Raw genomic sequence first — 20,822 nt, 5'->3', positions numbered from 1 at the left:
CGATGACGTTCTTTGTCCCCTCTCACAGCAGGCCTACTTCATTTGTGACCAGTACCGTCGTACCTATGACGACTTCTGCATCCGTGCCCACAGAGCCCGAAGACGCCATAACCGCCGGCGGGATCTCCACGGACAGCCTCTCCTCGGACGGCACCGTGACCGACCGCCTAGTCGAAGCGAACCAGCGGTACGCCGCCGCGTTCACCGACCCGGGGATGGACGCCCGCCCCGTGCTGCACGTCGCCGTGGTCGCGTGCATGGACGCCCGGCTCGACCTGCACGACGCGCTCGGCCTGGAGCTGGGCGACTGCCACACCATCCGCAACGCGGGCGGGGTCGTCACCGACGACGTGATCCGCTCCCTCACCATCAGCCAGCGGGCGCTGGGCACCCGCAGCGTCGTCCTCATCCACCACACCGGCTGCGGCCTGGAATCCCTCACCGAGGACTTCCGGCACGACCTGGAGATGGAGGTCGGCCAGCGCCCCGCCTGGGCGGTCGAGGCCTTCCGTGACGTCGAACAGGACGTACGGCAGTCGATGCAGCGCGTGCGCACCTCGCCGTTCCTCCTGCACCGGGACGACGTGCGCGGCTTCGTCTTCGACGTGACCACGGGTCTGCTGCGCGAGATCGATCCCGTCTGAACGCTCCCGCGGGGCCCCTCGTAAAACTTCCCGGGGCCCACGTGGGACCCTCTCATCACGAAAAACCCCGACCTTCCGGCGCCCAAAGGCCCGTAAGACCTGACATATCGCTGCCAGTTATCCACAGGCGAGTGACACGAACCGGTAACGGCAACAAGAATGCGGGTGTGACGTCACGCGGAACTTCTCCTGCGTGGTGTCCGTGTTTCGGGGTGGGCCGGTCCGCACAGGGCGTCGGCCCGGGAAAGGGCCGAGGAGGGCCGGGTGACGACCTATGACGATCGAGCGAGCCTTACAGATCTGACCGCCACTGTGGAGCGTGTCCGCAGTTCGGTGGAAGGAGTGATCGAAGGCAAGCCAGAGGTCGTACGGCTTTCGCTGACCGTGCTGCTCGCCGAGGGGCATCTTCTGATCGAGGATGTCCCGGGCGTCGGCAAGACCATGCTCGCCAAGGCATTGGCGAGGTCCATCGACTGCTCGGTGCGGCGTATTCAGTTCACGCCCGACCTGCTGCCCTCGGACATCACTGGTGTGTCCATCTGGGACCAGCAGCGCCGGGACTTCGAGTTCAAGCCGGGTGCGATCTTCGCGCAGATCGTGATCGGCGACGAGATCAACCGCGCCTCGCCCAAGACACAGTCCGCGCTCCTGGAGTCGATGGAGGAGCGCCAGGTCACCATCGACGGGCAGACCTACGAACTGCCCACCCCCTTCATGGTGGTGGCCACCCAGAACCCGGTCGAGATGGAGGGCACCTACCCGCTGCCGGAGGCCCAGCGCGACCGCTTCATGGCCCGCGTCTCCATCGGCTACCCCAGCGCGGAAGCCGAGCTCCAGATGCTGGACGTCCACGGCGGGGTGAACCCGCTGGACGACCTCCAGCCGGTGGCGCACGCGCACGAGATCGTGAAACTGATCGACGCGGTCCGCACGGTCCACGTCGCCGAGACGGTCCGGCGGTACGCGGTCGATCTGGTCGCCGCCACCCGCACCCACCCCGACCTCAGACTCGGCGCCTCGCCGCGGGCCACGCTGCACCTGCTGCGCGCGGCCAAGGCCTCCGCGGCGCTCAGCGGCCGGGAGTACGCGCTTCCGGACGATGTCCAGGCCCTCGCCGTGGCGGTCCTGGCCCACCGTCTGCTCCCCACGGCCCAGGCGCAGTTGAACCGTCGCACGGCCGAGCAGGTCGTCCAGGAGATTCTTCAGCACACCTCCGTGCCCGCGGCTCCCCAGCAGCAGGCCGGCCTCACGATGGGCCGCGGCGCGCCCGCGTACGGCCAGCAGCCGCCCCGGAGGCTGTGATGGTGCCCGGGGTGCCCGGGGGAATGGGCGACGCCGAGGAGGACAAGGGTGGGCTGCGCACCGCGCTCGCCGGTCTCACCACCCGCGGGCGTTCCTTCCTGGCCGCCGGAATCGCGGCCGCGATCTGCGCGTACGTCCTGGGGCAGAGCGATCTGCTCCGGGTCGGACTGCTGCTCGCGGTGCTCCCGCTGGTCTGCGCGACGGTGCTCTACCGCACGCGCTACCGGGTCGCGGGCAGCCGCAGGCTCTCCCCCGGGCGGGTGCCCGCCGGTTCCGAGGCCCGCGTCCATCTGCGGATGGACAACGTCTCTCGGCTGCCCACCGGACTGCTGATGCTCCAGGACCGGGTGCCGTACGTGCTCGGCCCGCGGCCCCGGTTCGTCCTGGACCGGGTGGAGGCGGGCGGTAGACGCGAGGTGTCCTACCGCGTGCGCTCCGATCTGCGCGGCCGCTACCCGCTGGGGCCGCTGCAGCTGCGTCTCACGGACCCCTTCGGGATGTGCGAGCTGACCCGTTCCTTCTCGACGTACGACACCCTGACGGTCATCCCGCGGGTGGAACCACTGCCGCCGGTGCGGCTGAGCGGCGAGGCGAAGGGGTACGGCGAGGGACGGCAGCGCTCCCTGGCGCTGGCCGGCGAGGACGACATAATCCCGCGCGGCTACCGCTACGGGGACGACCTGCGCCGGGTCCACTGGCGGCTGACCGCGCGCTACGGCGAGCTGATGGTCCGTCGTGAGGAGCAGCCGCAGCGCTCCCGCTGCACGGTGCTGCTCGACACCCGGGGCATCGCCTACGACGGCGCGGGCCCGGACTCGGCCTTCGAGTGGGCGGTGTCGGGCACCGCGTCGACGCTGGTGCACATGCTCGAACGGGGCTTCTCGGTGCGGCTGTTGACGGACGACGGCAGTTCGGTGCCCGGCGAGGGGACCGACGGTTTCGCCGGCACGAGCCAGGGCTCGGCGGACGCGGCCGGGCTGATGATGGACACGCTCGCGGTCATCGACCACTCGGACGGCACCGGGCTCTCCCGCGCGTACGACGTGCTGCGCAGCGGGAACGAGGGGCTGCTGATCGCCTTCCTCGGCGACCTCGACGAGGAGCAGGCGTCGGTGCTCGGCAGGATGCGCCAGCGCAGCGGCGGAGCCGTCGCCTTCCTGCTGGACAGCGATACATGGGTACGGGAACCGACCGACGTCCCCGGACCGTTGAACCAGAACGAGGATCGACTGCGCATGCTGCACGAGGCGGGCTGGACCGCCGTGACGGTACCGCGGGGGGCTGAGTTCGCCGACCTGTGGCGGCAGGCGGACCGGCAGCGCACGGGTGTCGCGTCGACGGGGAGTACGGCGGGAGGTGGAGGCTCATGAGCGGGCGTGCGCGACTGACGCTCTGCTCGGCGGCGGCCACGCTGTTGGCGGCGTCCGCCCTGCTGCCGCTGGTCTCACCGGTGACCTGGCTCTTCCAGGCGGCGTTCCTGCTCACGATGCAGTCCGGTGTGGGCGCGCTGACCCGGCGGGTTCCGCTGGCCCGGCCGCTGACGGTGGCGGCGCAGGCGCTGGTGACGCTGATGCTGCTGACGCTGGTCTTCGCCCGACAGCAGGCCTTCGTCGGGTTCGTTCCGGGCCCTGAGGCCTTCCGGCACTTCGGCGATCTCCTGCAGACGGGCACGGACGACGTCGGACGGTACGCGATACCGGCGCCGCTGTCCGACGGCATCCGGCTGATGCTGATCGGCGGCGTGCTGGTGATCGGACTGGCGGTGGACGCGCTCGCGGTGACGTTCCGCAGCGCGGCCCCCGCCGGACTCCCCCTGCTCGCGCTGTACTCGGTCGCCGCGGGACTGGCGGGCGGCAGCGCGGCCTGGCTGTGGTTCCTGCTCGCGGCCGCGGGCTATCTGATGCTGCTCCTGGCGGAGGGCCGCGACCGGCTCTCGCAATGGGGCCGGGTCTTCGGCGGCGCGCCCCGCACCCAGGGGCCGGACGCCTCGGCGGCCGCGATCGCACCGGTCCGCACCGGGCGGCGCATCGGCGCGGTCGCCCTGGGCATCGCCCTGGTGGTGCCGCTCGGCCTGCCCGCACTCGACGGCGGTCTGCTGGACGCCGCGGGCACGGGCGTCGGCTCGGGCTCCGGGGGCGGCGGCACGATCTCCGCCGTGAACCCGCTGGTCTCGCTCCGCGACAGCCTGAACGTCAACGAGGACCGCCAGGTCATGTCCTACCGCACCAACTCCGAAGACACCCAGGACATGTATCTGCGGATCGTCTCGCTGGACGACTTCGACGGCACGGCGTGGAAGCCGGCCCAGCGGCACATCGAGGACGTGCCGGACAGGTTCCCGACGCCGATCGGGCTCGGGAGCGACGTCCAGCGCGGTGAGATCCAGACCAGTATCTCGGCGGCCGACTGGTACGCGCAGGACTGGCTCCCGATGCCGTACCCGGCCAGCAAGGTGAACATCAAGGGCAGTTGGCGCTACGAGCCCGTGGGGCGGACGCTCGTCGGCGACCACGGTCAGAACACGCGCGGTGCGCAGTACACGGTGACGAGCCTGATAGTGCAGCCGACCGCGGAGCAGTTGGCGAGCGCGCCGGAGCCCTCGGCCGCCCTGAAGCGCGAGTTCACCAAGGTGCCCGATTCGCTGCCCGGGTTGGTGGCGAAGACCGCGCGCAAGGTCACCGAGGGCTCGACGAACCACTACGAGCAGGCGGTCAAGCTCCAGGACTACTTCGCGGTCAACGGCGGGTTCACCTACAACACCCAGGTGCAGGTGGGCAGTGGCTCGGCCGCGATCGCGCGCTTCCTGAAGGACAAGGAGGGCTTCTGCGTCCACTTCTCCTTCGCGATGGCCTCGATGGCCCGCACGCTGGGGATACCGGCCCGGGTCGCGGTGGGCTTCACACCCGGCTCTCCGCAGGCGGACGGTTCGATGTCGGTGGGGCTGCGCGACGCGCACGCCTGGCCCGAGCTGTACTTCGAGGGAGTGGGCTGGACCCGCTTCGAGCCGACCCCGAACCGGGGCTCGGTGCCGGAGTACACCCAGACGGACACGCCCGGTCTCGACGCGCCGATCCTGCCGAGGCCTTCGACGTCCACGTCCGCGGCGCCGTCCACCTCGGCGTCCGCCGGGAGCGACTGCCAGGCCCAGCAGCAGAAGCCGGAGGCGTGCACGAGCGAGACCGCGCCGGCCACGGTGGGCTCCAAGGACAACGGCACACCGTGGCTCCAGATCGTGGGTCTGACCCTCGCGGGTCTCCTCGTGCTCGTGGTGCCGCTGCTGCCGATGCTGTGGCGGATCCGGGTCCGGTCCGTACGGCTCGGTGCGCACGGCCGCGGTGAGGCGGACGCGGCGGCGTACACACTGGCGGCCTGGCTGGAGGTGACCGACACGGCATGGGACTACGGGATCGTGCCGGACGAGTCACAGACACCGCGGAAGGCCGCCGCGCGGATCGTGCGGCTAGGTCTCCTCGACGCGGAGGCGTCCGAGGCGGTGCACCGGGCGGCCGCCGCGGTGGAGCAGGTGCTGTACGCCCCGCATCCCCGTCCGACGGCGGGGCTCGCGGAGGACGCCCGTCGTGTCGCGGCGGCGCTGCGCACGCAGGGGAGCCGCGGCGTCCGTCTGCGCGCCCTCCTGGCGCCCCGCTCGGCGGCGCGGGTGGTCTGGGCGGCATCGGCCCACTGGGGAGCTCTGAGCGCGCGTGCCGCGGCCCGCAGAGAGTCCCCGCTGAGGCGCCCTTCCGGTCAGAACAGCTGACGCCGGGTTGAACCGTGTGTGGCCCGTATCCCCAGCCGGGGGTACGGGCCACACGGGTTCTCCGGAGGGTCTGTGCCCACCACCACATGTGAGGGGGTGCCCACCCGAACCGGGTGGACACCCCCTCACACTCACACGATGTCTTCGACTGCGGGCACCCGCAGGGTCACTGACCCTGTTCGTCCCGGCGTCGCTGCCAGCGTTGTTCGATGCGGTCCATCATGGAGCGGCGCTGTCGGCCCTGACGGCGCGCGGCGGGTGCGCCGGGCGCGGCCGGCTGTTCACCCGGCTTGGGGGCCTTGCGCCAACCGGTCACGGCAAGCACCGCGCAGCCCAGCATGACGAGGAAACCCACCACGCTGACCCAGATCTGCTTGGAGACCATTCCGGCCATGAGGAGCGCGATACCCACCAGAAAGCCAGCGACCGCCTGGTAGACCCGTCGCCGGGTGTACGTACGCAGCCCGCTTCCCTCAAGCGCTGTCGCGAACTTGGGATCTTCGGCGTACAGCGCTCGCTCCATCTGCTCGAGCATTCGCTGCTCGTGCTCCGAGAGCGGCACGGCGTCCTCCTCATCGTGCAGTCGCCGGGGCGACCGGGGGTCCCCTTCAGGATAGGCAGGGAATCGCCCCCGTGAAACCCGCCCCTCTGCGCCAATTCGCCAACCGGAACCCGCCATGGCACCCCGATCCGCTGAGGCGTGCATTCCCCAGCAACCGGCCCGTCATGCCGGACGGTCTCCCTCGATCATACGGCGCCGAGCGCCCGATCGGGGGGCCTGTGGCGTACTCCATCTGCCGCCCCGCCCCTGATCAGGGGCGCACCACGGGAGGCGGCTCAGCTCCCGTCGGCCTCCCGCGCCTCACCGAGCACATGAAGCTGCGTGGCCACGGAGTGGAACGCGGCGAGTTCGGCGGCCGCGGCCTCCAGCTTCAGCAGGGCTTCCAGGGCGCCCGGCTGGGTGTCCACGAGGACGCCGGGGACCAGGTCCGCGAAGACCCGTACGCCGTGCACCGCGCCGACGCGCAGGCCCGCGCCCTCGACGAGTGCCGTGAGCTGTTCGGCGGTGAAGCGGTGGGGTACGGGATCACCCTCGCCCCAGCGTCCGTCCGGGTCGTCGAGCGCCTGCCTGGCCTCCTTGAAGTGCCCGGCGAGGGCGCGGGCGAGCACGGCGCCGCCCAGGCCGGCGACGAGGAGGCTGAGGACGCCCTCGGGGCGCAGCGCGTCCACCACGTTGCGCACGCCCTCGGCCGGGTCGTCCACGTACTCGAGGACTCCGTGGCACAGCACCGCGTCGTAGCCTCCGCGCTCGACGACGTCGAAGAGGCCGTGCGCGTCGCCCTGGACGCCCCTGACACGGTCGGCGACCCCAGCCTCGGCGGCCCTGCGCTCCAGCGCGAACAGCGCGTTCGGGCTGGGGTCGACGACGGTGACGCGATGGCCGAGGCGGGCCACGGGCACCGCGAAGTTGCCGCTGCCGCCCCCGGTGTCGAGGACGTCCAGCGACTCCCGCCCGGTGGCCTTGACCCGGCGGTCGAGGGCGTCCTTGAGGACCTCCCAGACCACGGCGGTACGGAGAGAAGCGCGGGGGCGCATCGGTTCCGACACGGAGTTGACTCCTCGGCGCGGCACCGCCTCTGACATGGCGGAGCGATCGGGGGGCCTCCCGGTGAGGAGGCTTCAGGCGACTCCACCCTATTGCCTCCGCCGCCGTACCCGATGACCCGTCCCACCCCGGCGGATCACGCGGCGTGCGCCTGCCCCGGCCCTGCCGTGCCGCCGGTCAGCCCGCGTCCGGGATGTCCCGCTCACCGTCCTCCCGGTCTCCGTCCCGCCGGGGCTGGGGCAGCACGGGCTGCAGCACCAGCATCCGCTCGACGAGGCGCAGGAACATCGCCACGTCCCGTATCAGGTCGTCGGCGTCACGGGTGCCGGCCGCGCCCTGAATGCCCGCCTCGGCGCGGGCGCGGCGGGTGGCTCCGGAGGCGAACAGGGCGCTCCACTCGGTGAGTTCGGGAGCGATTTCGGGGAGCACCTCCCAGGCGCTCCGGATGCGGGCCCGGCGTCGGGGTGTGGGCTCCGGGCGGCCCCGCGCGGCGAGGACGGCGGCGGCGGTGCGCAGGGCGGCCAAGTGGGCCGTCGCATACCGCTCGTTGGGCGTTTCGAGAACCGCCGCCTCGTCGAGTCCGGCGCGCGCCTGGGCGAGCAGGTCGAGGGCGGCGGGTGGCGCTGTGGCCCGGCGGAGCACGGGGTGCACGTCGCCCGCCGGGCCGGTCAGTGAGGGGGCAGGGCCGGAGGCGCGGCGCCGGTGGGCGGCTGCGGAAGAGGTGGCCATGACGAACCTCCTGTCGTCTGTGTGACGGCACTGTGGCCGTATGTGCCCATCGTGAGGTATGCCACTGACAATCCGTTCTGACCTGGTCTTTTGCTTCGATCGAAAGTTCGGGTTAGTTTTTGCACTGACCAGTCAGTTCAATAATGTTCAGGGGATGGGGACGCTGTGGACGGTCCGCACGGACTCGCTGTCGGCGCCGAGGGACTCGGGATCGAGGGCCCCCGCGGCTGGGCGTTCCGCGGGATCCGCTTCGATGCCGGACCGGGCTCGCTGATCGCGGTCGAGGGACCCTCGGGATCCGGCCGTACGTGCCTGCTGCTGGCGCTCACGGGCCGGATGCGGGTGACCGAGGGGACGGCCACCGTGGGCGGGGCGGAGCTGCCGAGGCAGCCGGCCGCGGTGCGCCGCGCGAGCGCGCTGGCGCATGTCCCGGGCGTCACCGACCTGGACCCGGCCCTGACCGTCGGGGAGCACCTGCTCGAACGGGCGCTGCTGCAAAGGCGGTTCGGGGGTTCGCTGCGGGGGTTGCTGCGGCCCCGCGAGCGGGCGGCCGAGGTGAGGCTGCGGATCGACTCCGCGCTGGCCGCCGCCGGGCTGGACCGGGAGGCCCTGCCCAAGGGCTCCCGGACCGCCGTCCGCGACCTGGAACGGCTCGAAGCCCTGCGGCTGTCCGTCGCGCTGGCCCTCATCGGCCGCCCGGGACTGCTGGGCGTCGACGACACCGACCTCAAGCTGTCGGACGCCGAACGGGCCGAGGCGTGGGCCCTGTTGAAGTCGCTCACCGAGTCCGGGACCACCGTCCTGGCGGTGTGCAGCGAGGTTCCGGAGGGAGCCGTCCGCGTATGCACAGGCAAGACCGGTGAGACCGGTGAGACCGGTGACACCGGCAGGACCGACGAGAAGGAGACGGCCTATGCGCTCGCCGAGACTGGCCGCTCTTGAGCTCAGGCGCTTCGGCCGGGGCAAGCTCCCGCGCGCCGCGCTGGCCGCGCTCCTGCTGCTGCCGCTGCTGTACGGCGCCCTGTACCTGTGGTCGTTCTGGGACCCGTACGGCCGTCTGGACCGCATCCCCGTGGCGCTCGTGAACGACGACGAGGGGGCGCGCGTCGCGGGCGGGAAGCTCTCCGCGGGCGACGACATCACCAAGGGGCTGCGCGACAGCGACACCTTCGAGTGGCACGAGGTGAGCGCGGCCGAGGCCCGCCGGGGCGTCGAGGACGGCACGTACTACCTCTCGCTGACCGTGCCGTCCGACTTCAGCCGGCGGATCGCCTCCGGTTCGGGCGACGCGCCGGAGACGGGCGCGCTCCAGGTGCGCACGAACGACGCGAACAACTACATCGTCGGGCAGATCTCGCGGACCGTGTTCGGCGAGGTGCGCACGGCGGCGTCCACGAAGGCCTCCCGGTCGTTCCTCGACAAGATCTTCATCTCGTTCTCGGACCTCCACGGGGCGACCGAGAAGGCCGCCGAGGGGGCCGACACGCTCAAGAGCGGGATCGGCACGGCGAAGCGGGGCTCCGAGGACCTCGCGGGCGGCCTGAAGGACGCCAAGGACGGCAGCGGCGAGCTCTCCGGGGGCCTGAAGAAGCTCGACAAGGGTGCGGGCGCCCTGGAGGACGGATCGCGGCAGGTCGCCGACGGTACGCAGGCGCTGGCCGACAAGGTCGACGGGGTCGCGGACAAGGTGGGCCCCTTCCTGAAGGACAACGAGAAGTCAATCGGCGACACGGCCCGGCTCGTCGCCGACTCCGCCGCGGGGATCCGCCACAACCTCGACACCCTGGTGAAGACGGCCCCGGCCGCCGCCAAGGGCGCCCGCACGGCCTCCGACGCGCTGAACGCCGTCCACAGGGCACGCTGCGAGGCCCCGCCGATTCCCGACGCGGCATGCCCCGACCTGAAGAAGGCCGAGCAGGCGGCAGCGGACGTGGCCGCGGTCGCCGACGACGTGAACACGCTGATCGGCGACCAGGGCGGCGATCTCGACAGGCTCGACAAGAACCTGGGCGCGCTCCAGAAGCAGGCCCAGGCGCTCGCCGACCGCTCACCGCACCTCTCCGAAGACCTCGGCGACGCCGTCTCCAGGATCAACAAGCTGAACGAGGGCGCCGCGAAGGTCGCCACGGGGGCGCGGAAGCTGCACACCAAACTCGGCACGGCCGAGGACGGCGCGGCGGACCTCGACACGGGTGTCGGCAGGCTGAAGACGGGCGCGGGCGACCTCGACGAGGGCATGTACAAGCTCGTCGGCGGCTCGGGAGAGCTGGCCGGCGGACTGCACGACGGCGCCGACCGGATCCCCGACTACGACCGGCAGGACCGCGACCTGCGCACCCAGGTCATGGCCGACCCGGTGCGGCTCGCCTCCAAGGACCTGCACAAGGCGCCCAACTACGGCACCGGTTTCGCCCCGTACTTCATCCCGCTGTCCCTGTGGGTGGGCGCGATGGTGGCCTACATGCTGATCCAGCCGCTCAACCGGCGCGCGCTCGCGCTGGGCGCCTCGGCCTGGCGCATCGCGCTGGCGGGCTGGCTGCCGGTGGCCGCCCTGGGCGCACTCCAGACCGTGGCCCTGATGTCCGTGCTGCACTGGGCGATCGGCCTGGAGATGGCGCGGGCGGCCGGGACGGTCGGCTTCCTGTGCCTGGTGACGGCGTGCTTCGCGGCGCTCGTGCAGTGGCTGAACGCACGCTTCGGAGCGGCGGGCCGGATCCTCGTGCTCGCCCTCCTGATGCTCCAGCTGACCTCCGCGGGCGGCACGTACCCCGTCCAGACCAGTCCGGGCTTCTTCAACGCGATCCACCCCTTCCTGCCGATGAGTTACGTCGTCGGGGCCCTCAGGAGGCTCATCACGGGCGGCGGTCTCGGACCGGTCTGGCAGGCGTGCGCCGTCCTCGCGGGGTTCACCGTGGGCGCGCTCGCGCTCACCGCCCTCTCGGCACACCGCCGGCAGGTGTGGACCCTCGACCGTCTGCACCCCGAGCTGAGCCTGTGACAATCAGGGCCATGGAAAGCAGCAGCACCACGGCAGGCGGTGGCCGCCGCGAGGCGACCCGGCAGAAGCTCTACGAGGCGGCCGTCACCCTCATCGCGGAACAGGGCTTCTCCGCCACCACCGTGGACGAGATCGCCGAGCGGGCCGGAGTCGCGAAAGGCACGGTCTACTACAACTTCGCGAGCAAGTCCGTCCTCTTCGAAGAACTGCTGCGGCACGGCGTGGGGCTCCTCACCGCCTCCCTGCGCGAGGCGGCGGAGCGGACCGAGCGGGACGGCGGGACCAAGGTCGACGCGCTGGACGCGATGATCCGGGCCGGGCTCTTCTTCATCGACCGCTACCCGGCCTTCACCCAGCTCTACGTGGCCGAGCTGTGGCGCACCAACCGGGCCTGGCAGTCCACGCTCATGGTGGTCCGGCAGGAGGCGGTCGCGGTCGTCGAGGGCGTACTGCGCGAAGGGGTGGCGAACGGCGAGCTCAGCGACGAGATCGACATTCAGCTGACGGCGGCCGCACTGGTCGGGATGGTCCTGGTGGCCGCCCTGGACTGGCAGGCCTTCCAGCCGGAGCGTTCCCTGGACGACGTCCACGCGGCGCTGTCGCGGCTGCTCCAGGGGCGGGTGAGCGGCAACCGCTAGCGGCCCCCGCGCCCCCTGCGGGGCGCCACGAGAACGGAACACGAAAGCGCCGGTTCGCTCTGGCCGCATCCCCCGCGGGCCACCTCGAACCGGCGCTTCGCCGTGCTCCCCCGTTGCTTCCCCCGTACTCCCCCGTTGGGCCCCCGTTCGGTCGTCCCCCGGGTTCCCCCGTGCCTCACTCCCGCCGACGGTGTCGGCGGAAGGAGCGGCCAAGGGCGAGGACCGTTCCGCCGCCCCGTGTCGGCGGTACCGGAGCCGCGCCCTCTTCCGTGCCCCCACTCTCTCGTTCGCGCAGGTCGGGCCTCATCCGCGCGCGTACTCATCTCGCTCACTGGGTACGGATACTCAGTCGTACGCGCTCATGCCCAGGACGCACCGTCGTCGACTGGTTACGATCGCGTCCGTGTCCGTACTCCCCCTGGTCTTCACCAGCGGCTGGGCCAGTGGCATCAACGCGTACGCGGTGGTGCTGCTCCTCGGCGTCTTCGGCGCGACCGGTCTGAGCGACGACGTCCCGGAGTCCCTGCAACGCCCTGAGATCCTGGTCACAGCGGGCGTTCTCTTCCTGTGCGAGGCGGTCGCCGACAAGATCCCGTACGTGGACTCGGTGTGGGACTCGGTGCACACCGTGATCCGCCCCGCGGCGGGGGCGTGGGTCGGGGCCCTGCTCGCCGGACAGAGCGGTTCGCTCTCCGATCTGGCGGCGGGCGCGATCGGCGGTTCGACGGCGCTGGCGAGCCATACGGTCAAGGCCGGGACACGGATGGCGATCAACACCTCGCCGGAGCCGTTCAGCAACTTCGTCATGAGCACCGCCGAGGATCTCGGAGTCGCCGGGATCCTGACCTTCGCGATGTTCCACCCCGAGGCCGCGGCGATCATCGCGGGTGTGCTGCTGCTCGCGGGGCTGCTCGCGCTCTTCTTCCTGATCTCGCGGATCCGCCGGTTCCTGCGCCGCAGGGCCCAGCGCCGGGAGGAGAAACGCCTGGCCACACGGGTGGGACGGCCGCCCGGCTGAGGACCGCGGGCCTGTTTGTCAGTGGTGGCCGATAAAGTCGCGGGCATGGGACGGATTGCGGTGATCGGCGCCGGGATGGGCGCGATGGCGGCCGCCGCCCGGCTGGCCGTCGCGGGCCACCGGGTGGTGGTGTACGAGCGCGCGGCGACGTACGGCGGGGCGGTGGGCCGCTTCGAGCGCGACGGCTTCGTGTTCGACACGGGCCCGGGGCTGCTCCCGCTGCCCGCGGTCTACCGCGATCTGTTCGTCAAGACGGGCAAGGAGCCCCTGGAGTCGTGTGTCGAGCTGGTCCAGGTGGACCCGTCCTCGCGCCATGTCTTCGCCGACGGCACGGAGGTCGGTCTGCCGAACGCCTCGCGCGCGGGGGTCGTCGCCGCCCTCGACAAGGCCCTCGGAGCGGGCGCGGGCGCACGGTGGGGCGATTTCCTGGTGCGGGCGCGCGAGGCCTGGGACCGCACCCGCCGCCCGCTCCTGGAGGAGCCGCTGTGGCCCAACTGGTCGGTGCTCGCCGAGCGCGAGCCCTACCCCTCGGTGCCGCACAGGAAGCTGTTGCGCACCCGCCGCGCCGGCACCCTCGCCGAGGTGGGCGCCTGGGAGCTGCGCGACGCGCGCCTCACGGCCCTGCTGGAGAGCCACGCCCTCGCGTACGGCCTCGATCCACGGGTCGCCCCGGCGAGCGCGGCCGTGCTGCCGTACATGGAGCATGCCTTCGGCACCTGGTATGTGCGCGGCGGCATAAGGGAGTTGGCGCGTGCGGTGTACGAGCGGTGTGTCGCCCGCAGGGTGGAGTTCCGCTTCGGGGCCCCGGTCGAGCGGATCGTCGAGAAGGACGGCCGGGCGGCAGGCGTGGAGCTGGCCGACGGCGAGATCACGGACGCCGACTTCGTGGTCGCCGGTGTCTCCCCCGGAGTACTGGACGCTCTGGTCCCCGGGACGGCGCTCCGGCGCGGTGACGAGGTCGCGGCGCGGCGCGCGGCGCCGAGTCGGCTGACCGTGCTGCTGGCGCTGCGCGGAGGGCGCCCCGAGGGCGTGGCGCACCGCACGGTGGTGCACGCGACGGACCGCGAGGAGGAGTTGGACCGGGTCTTCGGTGAGCGCCCGGGATTCCCGGCCGCGCCGACCGTGACGGTGTCGCGCCCGGACGACCCCGCGCTCGCACCGGACACGGAGCACGAGGCGGTCACCCTGACCGTCACGGTGCCGTCGGATCCACAGGTGTCGGAGGCGGACGTGGAGCGGGTGCTCGGTGTGGCCGGGCGCGCGATACCGGGCCTGCGCGACCGGCTCCTGTGGCACGAGGTCCGTACTCCGGCCGACATCGCGGAGGAGACGGGGGCGCCGGGCGGCGCCGTCCCCGCACCGGCGCTCGCCGCCGCGGACGGACGGCTGCTGCACGCGTCGAACACCACCCGTGTGCCGGGGCTGTTCGCGGTCGGTGGCTGGGCCCACCCGGGCGGCGGCCTGCCGCACGCGGGCATGTCGGGGGCGCTGGTGTCCGGGCTGATCGTGGAGGGACCGGAGTTCCGGGGCTCGCAGTGAGCACGCCGGTGGTCAGCACACCGGTCCGCTGAAGGCCGCCGGGGGGCGGCTCTCAGTAGCGGTACTGCTCGTCGTACCCCGCGCCGCCACCGTTGCCATTGCCGTTGCCCTGGTACGGATACGGCTGCTCCGGCGGGAGCTCGCCGCCGTACGGGTCGTCGGTGCTGCGCTGCTGCGGGACCCAGACACCGCCCGCCGGGGTCTCGCCGCCGTAGCCGCCGGTGGCGTACTGGTCCTGGGCGTAGCCCTGCTGCTGGTACTGCTGCTGGTCGCCGCCGTAGGTGGTGTCGTACGAGGCGCCGTTGTTGTAGGTCTGCGTGCCGATGTAGGGGTCGGAGTAGGCGGCGTACTGCTGCTGGCCGTTGTCGTAGCCGTACTGCTGCTGGTCGTAGCCGGAGTAGCCGTCGTACGCGTAGGCCTGCTGGTCCTGGGAGTGGGCCGCGGCGGCGTAGGACTGGTCGGTTCCGGCCGCCGTGTGGGAGGCGCCGTTGTAGACACCGTACGAACCGGTGTCGTCGGGCAGGGGCTGGGGCTCGTACACGGCGGTGGTCTCGGCGGCCGTGAAGTCGCCGGAGCCGGGCGGCATGAAGCGGTCGGACTGCGCGGGCGAGAACACGTCGTCCTCGCGGCCGTAGTCGTCGCCCTGCCGATACGTTGCGCCTCGGGCCGCGCCTTCGGCCATTCCCGCGGCTGTCTCGGCCGCTTCGAGGCCGGAGACCTCCAGCGACGGGTCCTGGAGGTCCGGCTCACCGCGACGGCGCTTGTTCCTGCCGAAGCCCCTGCCCTTGCCCTTGCCCTCGGCCTCGGCCGCTTCCTGGTCGGCGCCCTGGCGGTTGCCCACGGCCCAGCCGGCCGCGAACCCACGGCGGAACGAGAGCGTGACATACGTCTGGCCGACCGCGAAGGCGGCCGCGCCCAGCCCGATGACGATGACGGAGGGCATCAGCACACCGAGGACCACACCAAGGAAACCGACGAAGGCGAGCAGGCGCCAGCGCAGCCGCGCCTTGTACTGCAGCAGGACCTCGCCGAGCAGCCACAGCGCGACGATGCCGAAAGCGATATAGAGGACCGTCCAGCCCATGTACGCCCCTCTCCCAGTGGCCGCTACGCAGTGTGTCGTACATGGGTGCGACCGGTCTAGGCCTGCTGCGGGTGGTGCAGGCCCAGATTCTCGTAGATTTCCAGCGTCGCCGTGGAGTTGTTGAGCGTAATGAAGTGCAGTCCGGGGACTCCCTCGTCCAGCAGCTGCGCGCAGAACTCCGTTGCGAACTCGATGCCAATGGAGCGTACAGCCGCCGGATCGTCTTTGGCTGTGAGGATCCGCTCTTTCAGGACGTCCGGGAACGAAGCGTTGCTGAGCTTGGGAAGTCGTTCCAGCATCTTCACACTTGTCACCGGCATGACCTCCGGGATGACGGGTGTCGTACAGCCTGCCGCCACCACCCGGTCACGCAGACGCAGATACGACTCGGGCTGGAAGAACATCTGGGTGATCGCGTAGTCCGCGCCCGCCCGGCACTTGTCGACGAAGTGCGCGACGTCCACGTCCCAGTCCGCGGAACGGGGGTGCATCTCGGGGAAGGCGGCGACGCCGACACAGAAGTCGCCGGACTCCTTGATGAGACGGACGAGTTCGGCGGCGTAGGTCAGGCCCTGGGGATGCGGGACCCACTCGCTCATCGGGTCGCCGGGCGGGTCGCCGCGGACCGCGAGCATGTTCCTGATGCCGGCGTCGGCGTACTGGCCGATGATGTTGCGCAGTTCGGCGATGGAGTGGTTGACCGCGGTGAGATGGGCCACCGGGGTGAGCGTGGTGTCCGCGACGATCTGCTCGGTCTCCTTGACCGTGCCCGCGCGGGTGGAGCCGCCGGCTCCATAGGTCACGGAGACGAAGTCGGGGGCGACGGCCTCGACGCGGCGCAGCGCGTTCCACAGGTTCCGCTCGCCCTTGGGGGTTTTCGGCGCGGAGAACTCGAACGAGTAGGTCGCCTTGCCGGTGGCGAGCATGTCGCGCACGATCCGCGCGCGATCAGTCCTGGTGGAAGCAGATCCGAGGGCCATACCCGCAGGTTAGCCAGAGGGCGGCGGCCCCCCAACCAGACCGACCAGAATTGTCTGATTTGTCGATTTCTTGTCCACCCCTCGGACAGCTATGCGACGGCACGCACCCGCTTGGCGAACTCCCCCGCCGCCGCGCCGGGATCCGCCGCCGCGGTGATCGCCCGTACGACGACCACGCGGCGGGCGCCCGCCTCCAGCACCTCGTCGAGGTTGCCGAGGTCGATGCCGCCGATGGCGAACCACGGGCGGTCGGTGGAAAGGGCAGCCGTGGAGCGGACCAGGCCGAGGCCGGGGGCGTGGCGGCCGGCCTTGGTGGGGGTGGGCCAGCAGGGGCCGGTGCAGAAGTAGTCCACACCGTCCTGGACGGCGGCGGCCGCGGCCTCGGACTCTGCGTGTGTGGAGCGGCCGATCAGGATCTCGTCGCCGAGGATCGCGCGGGCGGCGGGGACCGGGAGGTCGCCCTGGCCCAGGTGGAGTACGTCGGCGCCGACGGCGTGGGCCACGTCCGCGCGGTCGTTGACCGCCAGGAGCTTGCCGTGGCGGGCGCAGGCGTCCGCGAAGACCTGGAGGTGCTCCAGCTCCTCGGCCGCCTCCATGCCCTTGTCACGCAGCTGCACGATGTCGACACCGCCCGCCAGGACCGCGTCCAGGAACTCGGCGAGGTCGCCCTGGCGCTTGCGGGCGTCCGTGCAGAGGTAGACGCGGGCGTCGGCGAGGCGGGCGCGGGTGGTGACGGCGTTCTCGGGCATGCGTGTGTCCCCCGTGGTGCGGCGCGTACGGAACGTGCACGCGGCGCACGGACGTGGTGCGGTGCGTACGGACCGCGGCGGCCGGGATGCCCCGGGGCCGGCCGTGGTCCGTACGCCGGACGGTGTATCGGATCAGACGGCGAGCGCCTGGGCGCGGCGCTTCACCTCCGTGCCGCGATTCTCGCTCAGAGCCTGCGCGGGGGTGCCGGGCAGGGTCGGGTCGGGGGTGAAGAGCCACTCGAGCATCTCTTCGTCGGTGAAGCCGTCGTCCCGCAGGAGCGTCAGGGTGCCGGTCAGGCCCTTGACGACCTTCTGTTCGTTCCCGTCGATGAAGGCGGCGGGGACGTGCAGTGCGCGGTTCTCACCACGGCGTACGGCGATCAGCTGGCCCTCCTTGACCAGCTGCCGGACGCGGGTCACCTCGACGCCGAGTTGTTCGGCGATGTCGGGGAGGGTGAGCCAGGCGGGGACGAGAGCATCGATCTTTGCGTCAATCTCGGTCACGGGACAAGCCTGCCATCCCGGACTGACACTCGGTACCCGGGCGCCCTGCGGACCGCCGTCCGAGTGGTCATGCCGTGGCGTCCTTCAGGGGGCGGGACGGGTCCGACAGGATCTCCGGGTTCATCGGCATGCCCGCTTCGATCAGGCGACGGCCCTGCGCCAGATCCCTGGGGCGGCCCACAGCCAGAAGGGCGACGAGACGGGTCTCGCGGAGCCAGCACACGGTCCAGGCGGCGCCCGAGGGATCGCCGCGCCAGACGGTCGTGTCGGCGGGGGCGTGGTGGCCGACGTACTGGACGAAGCGGCCGAACTGCTCGGACCAGAAGTACGGGACCGGGTCGTACGCCGCCGGGGTCTCGCCGATGATGTTCGCCGCCACCGTGCGCGGGCCCTGGAGGGCGTTGTCCCAGTGGTGCACGAGGAGACGCTCCTCGTAGCGGCCGGAGGGGAAGGAGGCGCAGTCGCCGACCGCGTAGACGTCCGGCAGGGAGGTGCGCAGGTGGCTGTCGGCGACCACCTCCCGGTGCGCGCCGAGCTCGACGCCGGAGCCGGCGAGCCATGCGGTGGCCGGGCGCGCGCCGATGCCGACGACCACGGCGTCCGCGGGCACCCGGGAGCCGTCGTCCAGCACCACCGCGCCGGGCTCGACGCGCTCCACGCGCGCGTGGGTGCGCAACGAGGCTCCGCAGTCCGCGTACCAGGCGGTCATCGGCGCGGCCACCTCGGCGGGCAGCACCCCGGCGAGCGGCCGGTCGGCGGCCTCGACGACCGTCACCGCGCACCCGGCCTCGCGGGCCGCCGTGGCGAACTCCGCGCCGATCCAGCCCGCCCCGACGACCACGATGTCGTGCTGCTGGGCGAGCACGGGGCGCAGCCGCTCGGCGTCGTCCAGGGTGCGCAGCAGATGGACACCCGGAACGCCCTGCGCGCCGGGCAGCTGGATCGGTTCCGCGCCGGTCGCGAGGACCAGGACGTCGTAGGGCACCGGTCCGGCCTCGGTGTCCAGCTCGTGGTCCACGGGGCGCAGGCCCAGCGCCTCGCAGCCGAGTCGCAGTTCGACGTCCAGCGACTCGAAGTCGATGTCGAAGGCGGAGCCCTCGGATGTACCGAGCAGCACCGCCTTGGACAGGGGCGGCCGGTCGTACGGCTGGTGCGGCTCGGCGCCGATCAGCGTGACGTTCCCGGCGAAGCCCTGTTCGCGCAGGGCGACCGCGGTCTGCACGCCGGCCATGCCCGCGCCCGCGATGACGACCCGCCGTGCCGGATGCCCCTGCGCCTGCGAATGCGACTGTGCCTGCGTCTGCTCGCTCACCTGATCACCATAGACAACTGACCATTCGTCAGTCAGCGGACGTGCTCGGTGAGCTGTTCCACAATGCTCGTCCCGCTGCCGTCCTGCGACTCCCACTCCCAGGTCTCCTCCAGGCGCACCCGCCCGTCGGGCAGCTCCACCACCACGGATGCGCAGTGCCCCGACGAGGTGCCGCCGTCGTGCTTGAGCTGCACGTACCGGAAGTCGAGCCGGTCGCCGTCCCGGGTCCCCACGAGGTGGCCGCGCACGACGTCCCCGCCCGTGTACTCGGCCCAGATCTCGCCGTCCTTCTCGTGGTACGTGAACCGGGTGCCGGTCCCCACCTGCCCCGGTGCCTGGTCGGCGACCGGCGCGAGGACGAGGCCGTCGAGCGAGCGGGCCATGGACGGAGGCTCCCTTACTGAGACATACGGCAGCGGGCTAGGCTGGCCACCGTAAAGCACTCGCGGGAGCCCGGACGCACCGGGCTGAGAGGGAGGCTGGCGGCCTCCGACCGTACGAACCTGATCCGGGTCATGCCGGCGAAGGGAGGGGCTGGACGCCCATGTCGCTCATCCGTACATCCGCGCGTACCTCGGACCCCCGTACCTCGGACCCCCGTACCTCGGACGTCCTTGTCGTCGGGGGCGGGATCATCGGGCTCGTGACCGCCTGGCGGGCCGCTCAGCGCGGGTTCACCGTCGCGGTCGTGGACCCCGAGCCGGGCGGCGGCGCGGCGCAGGTGGCCGCCGGAATGCTCGCCGCCGTCACCGAGCTGCACTACGGCGAGCAGACCCTGCTGGGCCTCAACCTCGCCTCCGCGCGTCGCTATCCCGACTTCGCCGCCGAGCTCACCGAGGCGACGGGCCAGGACCTCGGCTACCGCCGGTGCGGCACGCTGGCCGTCGCGCTGGACGCCGACGACCGCGCCCATCTGCGTGAACTGCACGCCCTGCAGCACCGGTCGGGGCTCGACTCGGAGTGGCTGAGCGGCCGTGAGTGCCGCCGTCTGGAGCCGATGCTCGCACCGGGTGTGCGGGGCGGGCTGCGGGTCGACGGCGACCACCAGATCGACCCGCGCCGGCTGGCGAAGGCCCTGGTCACGGCGTGCGAGCGGGCCGGAGTGGAGTTCCACCGGACCTGGGCGGAGCGGCTGACCGTCGTACGGGACCGGGCCGCCGGGGCCGTCACGACGGGCGGCGAACAGCTGACGGCCGGGCAGGTGGTGCTCGCCGCCGGGAGCCTCAGCGGGAAGCTCGCGGGCGTACCCGATGACGTACTGCCGCCCGTGCGCCCGGTGAAGGGACAGGTGCTGCGGCTGACCGTGCCGAAGCGGTACGCGCCGTTCCTGAGCCGGACCGTGCGGGCCGTGGTGCGCGGCAGCCAGGTCTACCTGGTGCCGCGGGAGAACGGCGAGCTCGTCGTGGGCGCCACCAGCGAGGAGCTGGGCTGGGACACGACGGTGACCGCGGGCGGGGTGTACGAGCTGCTGCGCGACGCCCACGAGCTGGTTCCCGGGATCACCGAGCTCCCGCTCACGGAGACGCGCGCCGGACTGCGGCCCGGGTCACCCGACAACGCGCCGCTGCTCGGGCCGACCCGGCTCGACGGGCTGCTGCTGGCCACCGGCCACTACCGCAACGGCGTCCTGCTCACCCCCGTCACCGGGGACGTGATGGCGCATGTCCTGACCACCGGGGACCTGCCGGACGAGGCTCGCCCCTTCACCCCCCAGCGCTTCAGCACGGCCCTCACGGAGCAGCCCGTATGAACATCTTCGTGACCGTCTTCGTCAACGGAGAGCGGCGGCTGGTCGCTTCCGGCACCGTCCTCGACGCGCTCGTCGCCACCCTCACGGTCGCGCCGTCCGGAGTCGCCGCCGCGCTCAACGAAACCGTCGTCCCGCGCGGGCAGTGGTCGTCCACGGCCCTCGCCGAGGGCGACCGCGTCGAGGTGCTCACCGCCGTCCAAGGAGGCTGAACC

20 protein-coding genes and 1 riboswitch are annotated in these 20,822 nt (G+C 72.0%); of the genes, 11 read left to right on the top strand and 9 right to left on the bottom strand.

The window, feature by feature from the left end; genetic code table 11:
• Positions 1 to 65 precede the first annotated feature (65 nt).
• From RV986_RS38135 to RV986_RS38120, 4 genes are all read left to right on the top strand, one after another.
• Positions 66 to 644, top strand: a complete 579-nt coding sequence (locus RV986_RS38135; RefSeq protein ID WP_475921734.1) for a beta-class carbonic anhydrase — start codon at positions 66 to 68, stop codon at positions 642 to 644.
• Positions 645 to 908: 264 nt separating this feature from the next.
• Positions 909 to 1,946: an AAA family ATPase gene (locus tag RV986_RS38130; RefSeq protein WP_475921733.1), complete on the top strand. Its 1,038-nt coding sequence runs from the start codon at positions 909 to 911 to the stop codon at positions 1,944 to 1,946.
• Complete coding sequence (locus tag RV986_RS38125) at positions 1,946 to 3,316, top strand: DUF58 domain-containing protein (protein ID WP_475921732.1); 1,371 nt, start codon at positions 1,946 to 1,948, stop codon at positions 3,314 to 3,316. The genes RV986_RS38130 and RV986_RS38125 overlap by 1 nt, the downstream gene beginning before the upstream one ends.
• Positions 3,313 to 5,703 (top strand): transglutaminase TgpA family protein, encoded by a 2,391-nt coding sequence (locus RV986_RS38120; RefSeq protein ID WP_475921731.1) that lies wholly within the window; start codon positions 3,313 to 3,315, stop codon positions 5,701 to 5,703. Before RV986_RS38125 ends, RV986_RS38120 begins: the two co-directional genes overlap by 4 nt.
• 166 nt (positions 5,704 to 5,869) lie before the next feature.
• On the opposite strand, the gene RV986_RS38115 is transcribed toward RV986_RS38120, so the two are convergent.
• The 3 genes from RV986_RS38115 to RV986_RS38105 all read right to left on the bottom strand — a co-directional run bounded on the left by RV986_RS38115 (position 5,870) and on the right by RV986_RS38105 (position 8,038).
• Entirely contained in the window at positions 5,870 to 6,265 is a 396-nt protein-coding gene (locus RV986_RS38115) for a DUF3040 domain-containing protein (protein ID WP_475921730.1), read from the bottom strand.
• A 275-nt stretch (positions 6,266 to 6,540) separates the two neighbouring features.
• The gene (locus tag RV986_RS38110) at positions 6,541 to 7,311 is read right to left on the bottom strand and encodes a methyltransferase (RefSeq protein ID WP_475921729.1); all 771 of its coding nucleotides are present in this window, start codon (positions 7,309 to 7,311) and stop codon (positions 6,541 to 6,543) included.
• A 175-nt stretch (positions 7,312 to 7,486) separates the two neighbouring features.
• On the bottom strand, positions 7,487 to 8,038 hold the full coding sequence (locus RV986_RS38105; RefSeq protein ID WP_475921728.1) for an SAV_6107 family HEPN domain-containing protein: 552 nt from the start codon (positions 8,036 to 8,038) through the stop codon (positions 7,487 to 7,489).
• A gap of 165 nt (positions 8,039 to 8,203) precedes the next feature.
• Here RV986_RS38105 and RV986_RS38100 point away from each other — a divergent pair, with 165 nt between their 5' ends.
• The 5 genes from RV986_RS38100 to RV986_RS38080 all read left to right on the top strand — a co-directional run bounded on the left by RV986_RS38100 (position 8,204) and on the right by RV986_RS38080 (position 14,231).
• Positions 8,204 to 8,980, top strand: coding sequence for an ATP-binding cassette domain-containing protein (locus RV986_RS38100; protein ID WP_475921727.1), 777 nt, complete (start codon positions 8,204 to 8,206; stop codon positions 8,978 to 8,980).
• On the top strand, positions 8,952 to 11,036 hold the full coding sequence (locus RV986_RS38095) for a YhgE/Pip family protein (RefSeq protein ID WP_475921726.1): 2,085 nt from the start codon (positions 8,952 to 8,954) through the stop codon (positions 11,034 to 11,036). The genes RV986_RS38100 and RV986_RS38095 overlap by 29 nt, the downstream gene beginning before the upstream one ends.
• Before the next feature lie 11 nt (positions 11,037 to 11,047).
• Positions 11,048 to 11,674 (top strand): TetR/AcrR family transcriptional regulator, encoded by a 627-nt coding sequence (locus tag RV986_RS38090; protein ID WP_475921725.1) that lies wholly within the window; start codon positions 11,048 to 11,050, stop codon positions 11,672 to 11,674.
• 403 nt (positions 11,675 to 12,077) lie between these two features.
• Positions 12,078 to 12,692 (top strand): DUF4126 domain-containing protein, encoded by a 615-nt coding sequence (locus RV986_RS38085; RefSeq protein WP_475921724.1) that lies wholly within the window; start codon positions 12,078 to 12,080, stop codon positions 12,690 to 12,692.
• A gap of 45 nt (positions 12,693 to 12,737) precedes the next feature.
• Positions 12,738 to 14,231: a phytoene desaturase family protein gene (locus RV986_RS38080; RefSeq protein WP_475921723.1), complete on the top strand. Its 1,494-nt coding sequence runs from the start codon at positions 12,738 to 12,740 to the stop codon at positions 14,229 to 14,231.
• Positions 14,232 to 14,283: 52 nt separating this feature from the next.
• Here the strand turns inward: RV986_RS38080 and RV986_RS38075 are convergent, their stop codons facing one another.
• The 6 genes from RV986_RS38075 to RV986_RS38050 all read right to left on the bottom strand — a co-directional run bounded on the left by RV986_RS38075 (position 14,284) and on the right by RV986_RS38050 (position 19,243).
• The gene (locus RV986_RS38075; protein ID WP_475921722.1) at positions 14,284 to 15,315 is read right to left on the bottom strand and encodes an SCO2102 family sporulation regulator; all 1,032 of its coding nucleotides are present in this window, start codon (positions 15,313 to 15,315) and stop codon (positions 14,284 to 14,286) included.
• A 56-nt stretch (positions 15,316 to 15,371) separates the two neighbouring features.
• Entirely contained in the window at positions 15,372 to 16,295 is a 924-nt protein-coding gene (gene metF, locus RV986_RS38070) for a methylenetetrahydrofolate reductase [NAD(P)H] (protein ID WP_475921721.1), read from the bottom strand.
• An 89-nt stretch (positions 16,296 to 16,384) separates the two neighbouring features.
• A complete protein-coding gene (gene thiE / locus RV986_RS38065; protein WP_475921720.1) occupies positions 16,385 to 17,044 on the bottom strand; it encodes a thiamine phosphate synthase in 660 nt (219 codons plus the stop codon).
• Positions 17,045 to 17,176: 132 nt separating this feature from the next.
• A complete protein-coding gene (locus RV986_RS38060; RefSeq protein WP_475921719.1) occupies positions 17,177 to 17,548 on the bottom strand; it encodes an Rv2175c family DNA-binding protein in 372 nt (123 codons plus the stop codon).
• Positions 17,549 to 17,615: 67 nt separating this feature from the next.
• Positions 17,616 to 18,860, bottom strand: coding sequence for an NAD(P)/FAD-dependent oxidoreductase (locus RV986_RS38055; protein WP_475921718.1), 1,245 nt, complete (start codon positions 18,858 to 18,860; stop codon positions 17,616 to 17,618).
• A gap of 32 nt (positions 18,861 to 18,892) precedes the next feature.
• The gene (locus tag RV986_RS38050) at positions 18,893 to 19,243 is read right to left on the bottom strand and encodes an avidin-fold protein (protein WP_475921717.1); all 351 of its coding nucleotides are present in this window, start codon (positions 19,241 to 19,243) and stop codon (positions 18,893 to 18,895) included.
• Between the two features lie 52 nt (positions 19,244 to 19,295).
• Positions 19,296 to 19,407, top strand: a riboswitch (TPP riboswitch).
• On the opposite strand from RV986_RS38050, the gene thiO reads away from it, so the two are divergent.
• Together thiO and thiS are read left to right on the top strand one after the other, a co-directional pair.
• On the top strand, positions 19,405 to 20,610 hold the full coding sequence (gene thiO / locus RV986_RS38045) for a glycine oxidase ThiO (RefSeq protein WP_475921716.1): 1,206 nt from the start codon (positions 19,405 to 19,407) through the stop codon (positions 20,608 to 20,610). Its footprint overlaps the riboswitch before it by 3 nt.
• Positions 20,607 to 20,819, top strand: a complete 213-nt coding sequence (gene thiS, locus RV986_RS38040; protein ID WP_475921715.1) for a sulfur carrier protein ThiS — start codon at positions 20,607 to 20,609, stop codon at positions 20,817 to 20,819. The genes thiO and thiS overlap by 4 nt, the downstream gene beginning before the upstream one ends.
• Positions 20,820 to 20,822 lie beyond the last annotated feature (3 nt).

The sequence above is a fragment of the Streptomyces sp. RLA012 genome (assembly GCF_056270325.1).
Note: the sequence above shows the minus strand (reverse complement) of the source record. Positions and strands in the feature narration are given on the sequence as shown.